12 protein-coding genes are annotated in these 12,570 nt (G+C 29.3%); 8 read left to right on the top strand and 4 right to left on the bottom strand.

The genetic code is table 11. The annotated features are described in order from the left end of the window. Positions 1–13: 13 nt before the first annotated feature. The 8 genes from ACTG3V_RS03605 (at position 14) to ACTG3V_RS03570 (ending at position 8,840) form a co-directional block, all read left to right on the top strand. Positions 14–724 carry a LytR/AlgR family response regulator transcription factor gene (locus tag ACTG3V_RS03605; protein WP_439130769.1) on the top strand — a complete coding sequence of 237 codons (711 nt, stop codon included), beginning with the start codon at positions 14–16 and terminating at the stop codon, positions 722–724. Between the two features lie 219 nt (positions 725–943). After that, positions 944–2,227 (top strand): 3-deoxy-D-manno-octulosonic acid transferase, encoded by a 1,284-nt coding sequence (locus tag ACTG3V_RS03600; protein WP_439130768.1) that lies wholly within the window; start codon positions 944–946, stop codon positions 2,225–2,227. 2 nt (positions 2,228–2,229) lie between these two features. After that, positions 2,230–2,787 carry a YeeE/YedE family protein gene (locus ACTG3V_RS03595; RefSeq protein WP_439130767.1) on the top strand — a complete coding sequence of 186 codons (558 nt, stop codon included), beginning with the start codon at positions 2,230–2,232 and terminating at the stop codon, positions 2,785–2,787. A gap of 73 nt (positions 2,788–2,860) precedes the next feature. Beyond that, positions 2,861–3,274, top strand: a complete 414-nt coding sequence (locus ACTG3V_RS03590) for a YeeE/YedE thiosulfate transporter family protein (protein ID WP_439130766.1) — start codon at positions 2,861–2,863, stop codon at positions 3,272–3,274. Beyond that, on the top strand, positions 3,275–4,267 hold the full coding sequence (gene moaA, locus ACTG3V_RS03585; RefSeq protein ID WP_439130765.1) for a GTP 3',8-cyclase MoaA: 993 nt from the start codon (positions 3,275–3,277) through the stop codon (positions 4,265–4,267). A gap of 88 nt (positions 4,268–4,355) precedes the next feature. Further along, complete coding sequence (locus ACTG3V_RS03580) at positions 4,356–5,603, top strand: molybdopterin molybdotransferase MoeA (protein WP_439130764.1); 1,248 nt, start codon at positions 4,356–4,358, stop codon at positions 5,601–5,603. Positions 5,604–5,663: 60 nt separating this feature from the next. Next, positions 5,664–6,917 (top strand): aspartate kinase, encoded by a 1,254-nt coding sequence (locus ACTG3V_RS03575; RefSeq protein ID WP_439130763.1) that lies wholly within the window; start codon positions 5,664–5,666, stop codon positions 6,915–6,917. A 117-nt stretch (positions 6,918–7,034) separates the two neighbouring features. Continuing rightward, positions 7,035–8,840 carry a GNAT family N-acyltransferase gene (locus ACTG3V_RS03570; RefSeq protein ID WP_439130762.1) on the top strand — a complete coding sequence of 602 codons (1,806 nt, stop codon included), beginning with the start codon at positions 7,035–7,037 and terminating at the stop codon, positions 8,838–8,840. Positions 8,841–8,985: 145 nt separating this feature from the next. On the opposite strand, the gene ACTG3V_RS03565 is transcribed toward ACTG3V_RS03570, so the two are convergent. From ACTG3V_RS03565 to ACTG3V_RS03550, 4 genes are all read right to left on the bottom strand, one after another. Continuing rightward, positions 8,986–9,792, bottom strand: a complete 807-nt coding sequence (locus ACTG3V_RS03565) for a carboxypeptidase-like regulatory domain-containing protein (protein ID WP_439130761.1) — start codon at positions 9,790–9,792, stop codon at positions 8,986–8,988. Between the two features lie 58 nt (positions 9,793–9,850). Then, a complete protein-coding gene (locus ACTG3V_RS03560; protein ID WP_439130760.1) occupies positions 9,851–10,057 on the bottom strand; it encodes a hypothetical protein in 207 nt (68 codons plus the stop codon). Positions 10,058–10,805: 748 nt separating this feature from the next. Then, positions 10,806–11,231, bottom strand: coding sequence for a hypothetical protein (locus ACTG3V_RS03555; protein ID WP_439130759.1), 426 nt, complete (start codon positions 11,229–11,231; stop codon positions 10,806–10,808). Beyond that, positions 11,231–12,570 (bottom strand): hypothetical protein (locus tag ACTG3V_RS03550; RefSeq protein WP_439130758.1); only part of this gene is annotated, 1,340 nt, incomplete at its 5' end. The genes ACTG3V_RS03550 and ACTG3V_RS03555, both read right to left, overlap by 1 nt.

Raw genomic sequence — 12,570 nt, 5'->3', positions numbered from 1 at the left:
AAAGTAATTATATATGAACAAAACAAAAGTTTTAGTTGTAGAGGATGAAATTATTATTGCAGATAATATTTGTAGTACTTTACAAAATTTAGGATATCATGTTTTAGAGCCCGCATTAAATTTCTCTGAAGCTGTAAAAACTATAGAGCAAAATAAACCAGATATTGCAATTTTAGATATTCATTTATCAGGTAAAAAAACGGGTATTGATTTGGCTAAAATCATAAATACAGACTATCACTTTCCATTTATTTTTTTAACAGCAAATGCCGATGTAAAAAGCGTAAATGCAGCCAAAGAAGTGGCTCCTTATGCTTATTTAGTAAAACCATTTTCTAAAAACGAATTATTTACATCTATAGAAATTGCGATACATAACTTCTCAAAAAAAGAAACAGAACTTAATTCATCAGCTAAAAATTTTATTTTTATCAAACAAAAAAATAGTTTTAAAAAAATTCTTTTTGATGACATTTTATTCATAAAAAGTGATCATATTTATGTAGAAATTTACTGTAAAAATGAACAAAAATTCATAATTAGATCTAGCTTAAATGAAATAAAAGAAAAGCTAAATAATTACTTTATAAGAATACAAAGAGGCTACATTGTTAACAGTAATTATGTTCTTAAAGTTAATCAAAACTCAGTGCAAATAGCTGATTATACGATTCCTATAGGAAAAAAGTATAGGGAAAATGTACTAAAAAAATTGCAATTGTAGCAATTTATCGATTTTTAGAACATTATAACTGCTGTTTAGAACATTTCTTTAAAAAATACGAGCTTTTTATTATAAATTTATGCAATAGTACGATAATCTGTAAATATAATGTTGGGGGATATTATAACTTAATATTTTATTGTACTTATACAAGCTACTCATAAATGAGTAGCTTTTTTTGTGGTGTTTTGAAACATCTATTTTGTATTTTTACATTCTGTGAATTTACTATACAATATACTCGTTTTTAAAGCTCAAATTCTGCTGCCTGTAATAGCTATTTTCAATAAAAAAATAAAACTTTTTGTTGACGGTAGAAAGGAATCTTTTACTAAAATTTCAAAATTAAAAGGTGATAATGTAATATGGTTCCATGCTGCTTCTTTGGGAGAGTTTGAACAAGCAAGACCCATTATAGAGGAAATTAAAAACAATTACAATCAATATAAAATTCTAGTTACATTTTTTTCGCCTTCAGGATATGAAGTTAGAAAAAATTACAAGTTGGCAGATGTAGTTTGTTATTTACCCTTAGACACTAAATCCAATGCTAAAAAATTTGTACAACAAGTAAATCCCAAATTAGCAATTTTTATAAAGTACGAATTTTGGCCAAACCTATTAAATGAATTGAATACAAAACAAGTTCCAACCATTTTAGTTTCAGGAATTTTAAGAGATAAACAGTTATTTTTTAAATGGTATGGTGGTTTTATGAGAAAATCCTTACAAGCTTTTCATCACTTTTTTTTACAGGATGAAAATTCTAAAAAACTCCTGAATACGATTAGTTTTACCAATGCTACTATTGCAGGCGATACGCGTTTTGATCGTGTTTCTAAAATTTTAGAACAGAATAATACTTTAGATTTTATTGATAAGTTTAAAAACAATCAATATACCATTGTTGCAGGAAGTACTTGGCCAGAAGGTGAAGAACTATTGATCAATTACATCAATAATAATGCATCTGTAGGTGAAAAAGTTATCATTGCACCACATAATATTAAAGTTGATGCTATTTTAGATTTACAGCAATCTATCAATAAAAAAGTTATTAAGTATTCTGATGTCATTGCGAATAAAACAGAGCAACCTCTAAAAGATTATCAAGTTTTTATTATAGACACCATTGGAATTCTTACTAAAATATATGCTGCTGCAGATGTTGCTTATGTAGGTGGTGGTTTAAAGACCGGTTTACATAACATTTTAGAACCAGCAACTTTCGGAATTCCTGTAATTATAGGTAATCAATACGACAAATTTAAGGAAGCAGTAGATTTAGTTAAGATTGGAGGTTGTATTTCAATCAAAAATCAAGAAGAGTTTACAGCAACTTTTATCAATTTAAAAAATGATGAAAACTTTAGAGGATTAACAGGAGTTATTAATAAAAAGTATATTGAAGATAATTTGGGAGCTACAAAACGAATTATGAGTTATTTAATCAATAATAAATTGCTTGTAAGTTCTAATAAGAAACTAAAAAAGAATATTTAACTATGGAGTTTATAGTACAACCTTGGGCTTGGTATGTAGGTGGACCATTAATTGCACTCTCATTACTATTGTATTTTTACTTTGGTAAAAATTTTGGAGCTTCAACAAATTTTGAAACCTTATGCACAATGGCTGGTGCAGGTAAGGTTTCTGACTATTTTAAAAAAGATTGGAAAGAACGCGATTTTGCAATACTATTTGTTGTAGGGTTAATTATTGGTGGCTTTATTTCTGCAAAATTTTTAATACCAGAACAAACTATAGATTTAAATCCAAAAACGGTTCAGGAACTCAAAAATTTAGGGTTTTCAGAGGTAGGTAACCAATATTTTCCTGATGAAATTTTTAGTGATGAAGTTGTTTTTTCTTTAAAAGGATTTCTAATTCTTTTAGTATCCGGACTTTTAATTGGTTTTGGTACACGTTACGCAGGTGGCTGTACTTCAGGTCATGCCATTACAGGTTTAAGTAGCTTGCAAATGCCTTCTTTGTTAGCGGTTATTGGCTTTTTTATTGGGGGTATTATAGCAACCTGGTTTATTATACCAGTGTTGTTTTAAAACATTATTGGTATGATGCTGAACTTGTTTCAGCATCTTTTAATTATTGGAAATAAATTATAAAAATATCATTTTGAAAAATATAAAATTTTTAATATTAGGTGTTTTCTTTGCAATTGTATTAAGTAAAGTACAAGCCATTTCTTGGTATAGATTTTACGAAATGTTCAAGTTTCAATCGTTTCATATGTTTGGAATTATTGGTGGTGCAGTTGTAATATCCGCAATAATTATGCAACTCTTTAAAAGCGGAAAAATAAAAGACATTCATGGAAACAAAATTATTCCAACACCAAAGAAAAAAGGATTTATCAGTACCATTTTTGGTGGAACGTTATTTGGTTTAGGTTGGGGAATTTCAGGAGCTTGTGCAGCACCCGTTTTTGTAATTTTAGGATTCAAATTTTTACCTGCTTTAATTATACTTTTAGGCGCTCTTTTAGGGGCCTTTTTATATGGTTTAGTAAGCAAGAAACTACCCAATTAAATGAACGGATTAATAGATGGTTTTGGTCGTCAAATAGAATATGTGCGTTTGGCTGTTACAGACAGGTGTAATTTGCGTTGTCAATATTGCATGCCAGTTCACGGAATTGAGATTGTACCTAAACAAGAACTATTAACGTTTAAAGAAATGTATCGTTTAATTCGTGTACTTACAGAATTAGGCGTAAAAAAAGTACGTTTAACAGGTGGAGAGCCTTTTGTGCGTAAAGATTTTGTTGGGTTTCTAGAAATGTTGTCTTACAACGATTTGTTAGATGCCATAAATATTACTACAAATGGCGCCTTAATTTCGCATCATATTGATAAAATTGAACAGCTAAAAAAAGTAAAAAACATTAATTTAAGTATTGATAGTTTACAACGTGATAAGTTTGCCAAAATTACAAGAAGAGATGTTTTTCCTGAAGTGTACAAAACCTTTGAATTGTTAGAAAAAAGCCAACTAAATTTAAAACTAAATGTAGTGGTACAATCGGGTTTTAATTCTGATGAAATTGTTGATTTTGTAAGATTGACAAAAGATAAAAATGTTGCAGTTCGTTTTATTGAAGAAATGCCTTTTAATGGAAAAGGTCAGCGTGAAATGCAAGAAAACTGGACGTTTCAAAAGATTTTAGACGAAATTAAAACAGAGTTTTCTTTAGAAGAAATACAATCAGAAAAATCATCAACTTCTAGAAATTATACCATTGACAATCATTTAGGAACTGTGGGTATCATTCCTGCGTTTACAAGAACTATTTGTAACGATTGCAACCGAATTCGAATTACAAGTACAGGAACATTTAAAAACTGTTTGTTTGATGATGGCGTTTTTAATTTACGCGATTTTATAAGAAAAGGAGCTTCTAATGAAGATTTAAAAGAATTGTTTTTATCTTTAGTAAAAGAAAAACCAGAAAACGGTTTTATAGCAGAAGCCAACCGAAAAAAAGGTGGGGTTTCTGAAAGTATGAGTACAATTGGTGGGTAAAAAAAAGTGTAATCGTGTAAAAGTTTAATTGTTGTTTAAGTTACAACGATTACACGATTAAACAAATAAACAATTACACGTTTTAAAAATGATTTCAGTAAAAGAAGCCTTAGAAACTGTTTTAAATTCAACTCAAAATTTTGGTATAGAAGAAATTCCGTTTTTAAAATCTGTAGGTAGAATTTTAAAGGAAGAGATTGTTGCAGATCGAGATTTCCCACCATTCAATAGAGTTGCTATGGATGGAATTGCAATCGATTTTGATGCATTTCAAAACGGACAAAGGGCATTTACAATTGAAGGCATTCAGCCAGCAGGAAGTCCACAAATTACCCTACAAAATCCAAAGAATTGTGTAGAAGTAATGACTGGTGCAGTTTTGCCAAAAAACACCAATGTAGTGGTTAGGTATGAAGATGTTAGCCTACAAAACGGAATTGCAACAATCAATATTAATGAGGTAAAAGACCAACAAAATATCCACATCCAAGGAAAAGATAGAAAATCAGGTGATGTTTTAATCAACAAAAACACCATTATTTCCGCATCAGAAATTGGGGTTTTGGCCACTGTTGGTAAATCAACCATAAAAGTTGCCAAACCACCTAAAGTAATGATTATTTCTACAGGAGATGAATTGGTGGGTGTAAACGAAGTTCCAGAAGCACATCAAATAAGAAGAAGTAATATTTTTACGTTGGTTTCTTTGTTAGAGCGCTTAAAAATTCCATCAGAAACAGCACATATTACAGACGATAAACCAATTTTAAAATCTAAAATTGAAAACTACTTGCAAACCTATGATGTATTACTTTTTAGTGGTGCCGTAAGTAAAGGTAAGTTTGATTTTTTACCAGAAGTTTTCGAAGAGTTAGGTGTAGAAAAACTATTCCATAAAGTAGCGCAAAGGCCAGGAAAACCTTTTTGGTTTGGTCGTAAATCTATTTTAGTTACAAGTGATGAGCAAGCAACTAAAACTAAAAAATTTAACATTAAAAGACAAGCTGTTATTTTTGCTTTTCCAGGAAATCCAATCTCTACTTTTGTAAATTGTTTGGCGTATTTTTGCGCTTGGTATTACAAATCAGTAGGGGTAAATGAACCAGTAGCCACTGCAATTTTAGATGCAGATATTACGTTTAAACCTAATTTAGCGTATTTTTTACAAGTAAAATTAACGTATAGATTAGGGCAATTAGTTGCAACACCTGTTACAGGAAATGGTTCTGGAGATTTGGCAAGTTTGGTAAATGCAGATGCTTTTATACAACTCCCTAAAGATAAAATTCATTTTAAAAAGGGCGAAATTTATCCTGTTTTGAAATACCGAAATTAAGGTTTAGCACAAATAATTAGTTCGTACTACAACCTAGCTGATGAATTAATATTTTAGAAAATGAAGATTTTTAAATTTGGTGGTGCATCTGTAAAAGATGCAGAAAGTGTAAAAAATGTTGCAAACATCATTAAAAACGAAGGTGCAAAAGACACTTTAGTGGTAATTTCTGCAATGGGTAAAATAACCAATGCTTTTGAAGAGGTTGTAGATGCCTACTATCATAAAAAAGAAGATTTACCTACTAAATTAAATTTTATCGAAGAATTTCATAAAAATATTATGAGTTCTTTATTTGATGCTGATGATGAGGTTTATAAAGAAATTGATATTCTTTTTGGCGAATTAGGTTGGTTCTTGTCTAGAAATACTTCTCGAAGATATAATTATGTATACGATCAAATTATATGTTTTGGCGAATTATTATCTACCAAAATTGTTAGTGCATATTTGGTAAAATTAGGTCAAGATAATGTTTGGTTCGATGTTAGAAATTACATAAAAACCGATAGTAGTTACAGAGATGCAAAAGTTGATTGGGATTTAACACAAGAACTTATCACCAAAAAAGTAGACGCCTCTAAAATAAACATTACACAAGGTTTTATAGCAGCTAACGATACCGAAAATACAACGACTTTAGGTAGAGAAGGTTCAGATTATACAGCAGGTATTTTTGCTTACTGCTTAAATGCAGAAAGTGTTACCATTTGGAAAGATGTTCCTGGTGTTTTAAACGCAGATCCAAGAGTATTTTCAGAGACCACCTTATTAGAGCAAATTTCTTATGAAGAAGCTATAGAAATGGCTTTTTACGGAGCTTCTGTAATTCACCCAAAAACATTACAACCTTTAGAAAGAAAAGAAATTCCGTTGTTGGTGCGTTCATTCGTACATCCCAAAGAAGCAGGTACAAAAGTATCTAAAGGTACAAGATTAGTACCTTATATTCCTTGTTTTATAGTAAAGAAAAATCAGATTTTGGTATCAATTTCTGCCTTAGATTTCTCGTTTATGGTAGAAAATAACATTAGTTTTATCTTTCAAAAACTACACGATTATCAATTAAAAGTAAACTTAATTCAAAATTCAGCAATTAGTTTTTCGGTTTGTATTGACAATAAATTTAATAAGTTCGATGCTTTTTATGAAGAGCTAAAAACACAATTTAAAATTGATGTACAAAAAGAAGTTGATTTATACACAGTACGCCATTTTGATGAAAATGCTATAAAAGCCATAGAAGAAAAAGGAAATTCTTTGTTAACACAAGTAAATAAAGAAACATCACAAATCGTTGTGAGCCCTAATTAATTTTCAAGTATTATTTTAATCAGTATTTTAAGAAAACCTTTAACGAATTCTTAAAGATTAAAAAATTACGATTTGGTTTTTTTTACTATGTTTGCCTTTCAGTTCTAACGAAAGCTCATGGCATTAGTAACATCTAAAGAAATTGCACAAGTTGCTGGTTTACAAAAACTTGGTTTTATTGGAACCTTTATAGGGTGGTTGCTAATTAGAGTTTTACGCATTTCTGCCTTAAACAAAATCTACAATAACAATAAAACTAAAACCGATTTAGATTTTTTAAATGGAGTTTTAGACGATTGCAATATTGGTTTTGAAATACCAGAAAAAGATTTAAAACGAATTCCGAAAGATGGAGCTTTTATTACCATTTCTAATCATCCATTAGGAGGTATAGATGGTGTTTTATTGTTAAAACTACTGATTGAAAAAAGAGCTGATTATAAAATTATTGCCAATTTTTTATTACATAGAGTTGCGCCTTTAAAACCCTATGTAATGCCTGTAAATCCTTTTGAAACAAGAAAGGATGCAAAATCTAGTGTATCAGGTCTTAAAAGTGCATTAATTCATTTAAATGAAGGGAAACCTTTGGGCATATTTCCTGCAGGAGAAGTATCTACCTACCAAGATGGAAAATTAAAAGTAGATAAACCTTGGGAAGAAGGTGCAATTCGATTAATTAAAAAAGCAAACGTTCCTGTAATTCCTATTTATTTTCATGCCAAGAACAGTCGTTTTTTCTACTTTTTATCTAAAATATCAGATACTTTACGAACTGCAAAATTACCCTCTGAAGTAATATCTCAAGAAGGAAAAGTAATTAAGGTTAGAATCGGAAAACCGATTGCTGTTAAAGACCAAGAAGAGTTTACAAATATTGCCGCTTTTTCTGATTTTCTTAGAAAGAAAACCTACATGTTGGCAAATCCTTATGAGAAAAAGAGTGCAATTTTATCTACAGAAAAAATAAAAATTAAAAAGCCAGCAAGAAAAATTACTGCCCAAAAAAGTATCGATTCTTTTATAAAAGAAGTAAATCGTTTACGAGAACAGAAAGGCAGGTTATTGCAAAGTAAAAATTATGAGGTGTTTTTTGCGAATGCAAAAGACATTCCGAATTTGTTACATGAAATTGGTAGGTTAAGAGAAATTACTTTTAGAGAAGTAGGTGAAGGCACCAATAAAGCGATAGATTTAGATAAATACGACAAATACTATTACCATATGTTTTTATGGGATAGTGTTGCTAATTGTTTGGTGGGTGCATACAGAATGGGCTTAGGCCAAGAAATTTACAAAAAATATGGTATTAACGGGTTTTATGTACAAACCTTATTTAGAATTGAGCCAGAGTTGCATCAAATGATGGAAAACACCATAGAAATGGGACGTGCTTTTATTATAAGGGAATACCAACAAAAACCAATGCCTTTGTTTTTACTTTGGAAAGGTATTGTACATGTTACCTTGCGTTATCCAGAACATAAATATTTAATGGGTGGTGTATCAATTAGCAATCAGTTTTCTGATTTTTCAAAATCGTTAATGATCGAGTTTATGAAATCGCATTATTACGATCCTTATATTGCGCAATACATTTATCCTAAGAAAGAATATAAGGTAAAATTAAAAGATGGCGATAAAGATTTTGTGTTTGATGCTACCAAAGCAGATATGCAAAAGTTCGATAAAATTATTGATGAAATAGAGCCTGGTGCCTTAAGAATTCCTGTTTTGATTAAAAAATACGTAAAACAAAATGCACGTTTGGTAGCCTTTAATGTAGACCCAAAATTTAACAACGCTGTAGATGGTTTAATGTACATTAAAGTAGCAGACATCCCAGAAAGTACTGTAAAACCAGTAATGGAAGAGTTTCAAGCAGAGCTCGAGAAAAAGGCTGCTGAGTTGAATAAAGGGTAGGTTTTTTAACGTGTTTGTACAAGCTTTGTTGCGTATGGGTAAAGCACATTGTTACTAAATAATTATTGAATTAAAAGAATGCGAAAACTTTCCAAAATTGCCATAAATAGCAATAAAACTTATACGGTGTTGGTAGCTGTTTTATTTACATTTCCAGAGTAAGATAAAAATTGTATGAATATTCTTTCTTTTGATTATAAGTTTTTATAGACTTCCAATTTTCAGATTCATTAAAAACAGGTTTTGATAAACTTTCATTTTTTTCTGAAGTTTTATAACAACCAAGTTTTATAGAAGAGTTACCATTTGTTTTAGACATATCAAATATTTCGATAGCTATAAAATATTCTCCTTTTTCTAAATAGATATTAAATTTTTCGAGATCTAACTCAACTTTTTTATCATAAGGTTGTATTTTAGAAATAATATTTTGGTTCAAAATATTATTATTTGGCATTAAATTTTTATTTAAATCGTATATTAAAAATCTAAATTTTCTCTCTTTTTGGTCGTTTAAGATATCAAAGTGTGCTTTAGTTATAAAAAAATTATCTTTAAAAACTATTTTCTTTGCAAATATTACACTTTCTGAATACGAGCTGAAACCTATATCTAATTTACTTTTCTTCTTTCCAAAAACAATTTTTTTATTTTTTTTCAATATAATTTCGTCAAGTTGTATTTCTTTTGGTTTTAAGAAAATAGTGTCATTTGGTAAATTAACTATTTTTCTAGTTTTATAACCTAAACAAGAAATTTCAATTTTTTTAATATTATCTGGTAGATGGAAAATTCCGTTTTCATTAGAGTAAGTTCCATCATTCACTTTATCGAATTTAATAGTAGCATACTCGATTTCTTTGTTAGTTAATGAGTCTATAACATAAATTTTTTTTTGACCGTATGATAATATTATTGTTTGTAAAAATATTAGAGTGAAAATTTTTTTCATTTTTTTCATTTTTAATAGGTTGTTTTGAAATTAAATTTCAAAACAGCCTTGTTTAAATTTAATTTGGGCCACAGATATATTGCACATCTTGAGGTTCACGTGAACTAACAAAACCTAAAAAATATGTTTTTTTGTAGGTTGTTACAGTGCACCCATCTTTACTTGTTAATTTATACTTTTCAGAACCGAAAAGTTTCCAAGCAAATGTTTGTGTACAAGTTAGCATAAAAGCTAACACCATAATAGTTGATAATACCTTTTTCATTTTTAAAATAATTTTTGCTCCATTGAGGTCTTGAGCTGTTAGTTTTCGACCTTTCAGTAATCATTTAATTTTTATATTTTGTTCACTTTTAATGTTCAAATCTCTTTAAGTGAGTGACTTTTGTTGATTAAATAAACAACTTTCTCTTTTTTATGAACATTTAATTTTAACGCGATATGTCATCAAATGGCTACCAACCACTTATATCTCAATAAAAACCTCTATTAACCATATGTTTTTAACTGTAAACTCAACTTTTTTAGTGATCCGAATACCTTTTTAAGGTTAAAAAAAAAATCAGCAATTATTTGTTTTGTAAAGCTATTGTGAAAAAGGATGCTTGTCAATCCCCATTTATGGTGAAAATTTTCTCTCCCCATTTATGGGAGTAAGCCTCCCTATCAATGGGGAGGTTGTAATTATAAATAGCTGATATTTATATGATTATATTTAAGGTGTTTTTAGCTGAATTTCGTTTTTTTAAAAAACAAAGTTTTTGGTCTGGGTTAAAAATTCTAGTGATACTAAAAAAATAGGTAAAACCAGCTATGGAAGAGTTTAAAACAGAGCTCGAGAAAAAGGCTGCTGAGTTGAATAAGGGGTAGGTTTTTTAACGTTTTTTCAATATGAAAAGTAGCAGAGTAAAATTACTTTTATTTTCAGTTTGTAAATTAAAATAGCAGAAAAGCACAAGCTTTGAAGTTTGCACTTAACTGCTATTTTTTATATACGTGGTTGTGGTTTGTATTTACTCTAAATCACTTTTACTAATTTTTAAGATTTTTTTAAGCCAAAGATTTTTTGCAACATATTCTTGCCAATTACTCTTAAAATCATACCCTTGCTCTTCCAATTTTTGAGAAAACCACTTTGTTCTAGAAAAGAATACCATATTTAAAAAATCAGTATGTGAAGCATTTTCAAACCACATTTTATCAATTTTTTCAATAACTTTATGAACTGGTAAATCGAAATATTCATAAGTTTTTGTATTACCTACAGTCAATATTTTTCTTGATAAAAGAATTTTGATAATCCTAAGAACTTTACTTTTTACTTCTTGTTCCTTTGCATTGGGATAAAATTCTTTAATGTTTTCCGTAAAACTATATAAATACTCGAAATGGCAGGAATTATCTATTATGATATATTGTATTTTTTCTATTTCAGTCATTATCTTATGAATTTTAACTCTCTTGTTTTAGTCCAAATTGAAGGAAATTTTAAATCAATATTAGCAACTAAATTAGTAGTTCCAGTATTATCAAAATTTCTAAATGTAATATAATTACCATTTCCCATATCTGCGACTTTAATTATTCTTCCATTAGCTGTGGTTGTGGTAGTTACAGGAGAAATAGAATTTTTTGTAATTTTATTGAATAAGGCTAAAGATTTTTCATAAGAACCATTGGGTATTAATCTTATTCGACTACTAGTTCCTGCTTTACCGAGTTTAGCTAATTGCCTTACCATATTATTAAGTTTAGCACCACGTACAACTGCTGCTAAAGGAATTCTAGATATCATAGGTAGAGCTGCTCCAATAGTTGCTTCTGTTACTGCATAAACTATAAAAGGATAAGCAGTTTCAGCAATAGGAACAATAATAGCAGCAACATATTTCCAAATTAATATTTTAGTTTGTTTATCAGTTAATTTGTAAATATCATAAACATCACCAACTGTCATTTTATTGAAATCTGTAACTAAACTTTGGATATAGTCTGCAAAAGTTCGATCTTCAGGGTTCCCCCATAATTTTAATTTAGAAGTCAATTTTAAAATTCTATTTTTAAAAGTATCTATATTATTTATAGGAGATAGCTCTTTTAGTGATAAAATTTCAACAACAGATTTAATGAATGTTTTAGTGTCATCAGACCATTGTTTTGTATTTCCAAAATTAAAAAGAGCGTTTACTTCTATTAAATTAGCTGAATCATTTACCCAATCTATTTGTGATTGTTCTGTTAAATTTAAATTAGAAATTAAAGATAGAGAATTTGAGCAATTATCACATTCTAAAGCTATAGGTGAAGTTGTTATAGTTCCACCATCTGCACTAGAATTCCCACCATTATTGTATAAAGTCCCATCAGAGCCATTTAAGGGAACATTAGGACTCCCACTACCAGTTTCTTCACCAGGGCAAGGTTCTTCTACCCAAGCATAAACACTTGTTGGATGGTTGCAATAACCTCCTTGTAAAATGTGAGCTTCAACTGTATGGTCTGTATGGTTACACCATTCTTCTCCAACTTTTTCTAATTCATAACAACCACCCCCAACTTTATTTGCATATTCCACTTGGTTGATGTTAATTTCTTTTATTGAGGTTCTTTGAGATAAATCTACAGAAACACCATTGTAAAGGTCAATACGTTCTTGGTTGGTAATTTGATAAGTGGTTAGGAATGCTTTATAATTACCATCATCTTGAAGTGATAAAACAATATTTTGTAATTCTAAAGGATTATTATGCGAAATTTCAAAAGTATAGGTATGATGTG

Origin of the sequence: Polaribacter sp., assembly GCF_965660385.1 — a bacterium.
Classification (GTDB): Bacteria; Bacteroidota; Bacteroidia; order Flavobacteriales; family Flavobacteriaceae; genus Polaribacter.
This window is presented reverse-complemented; position numbering and strand designations above follow the sequence as displayed.

Coding starts and splice junctions, on each gene's coding strand:
- ACTG3V_RS03575 (WP_439130763.1), top strand. CDS start 5,664: ATGAAGATTTTTAAATTTGGTGGTGCATCTGTAAAAGATGCAGAAAGT.
- ACTG3V_RS03555 (WP_439130759.1), bottom strand. CDS start 11,231: ATGACTGAAATAGAAAAAATACAATATATCATAATAGATAATTCCTGC.
- ACTG3V_RS03560 (WP_439130760.1), bottom strand. CDS start 10,057: ATGAAAAAGGTATTATCAACTATTATGGTGTTAGCTTTTATGCTAACT.
- ACTG3V_RS03605 (WP_439130769.1), top strand. CDS start 14: ATGAACAAAACAAAAGTTTTAGTTGTAGAGGATGAAATTATTATTGCA.
- ACTG3V_RS03580 (WP_439130764.1), top strand. CDS start 4,356: ATGATTTCAGTAAAAGAAGCCTTAGAAACTGTTTTAAATTCAACTCAA.
- ACTG3V_RS03570 (WP_439130762.1), top strand. CDS start 7,035: ATGGCATTAGTAACATCTAAAGAAATTGCACAAGTTGCTGGTTTACAA.
- ACTG3V_RS03595 (WP_439130767.1), top strand. CDS start 2,230: ATGGAGTTTATAGTACAACCTTGGGCTTGGTATGTAGGTGGACCATTA.
- moaA (WP_439130765.1), top strand. CDS start 3,275: ATGAACGGATTAATAGATGGTTTTGGTCGTCAAATAGAATATGTGCGT.
- ACTG3V_RS03565 (WP_439130761.1), bottom strand. CDS start 9,792: ATGAAAAAAATTTTCACTCTAATATTTTTACAAACAATAATATTATCA.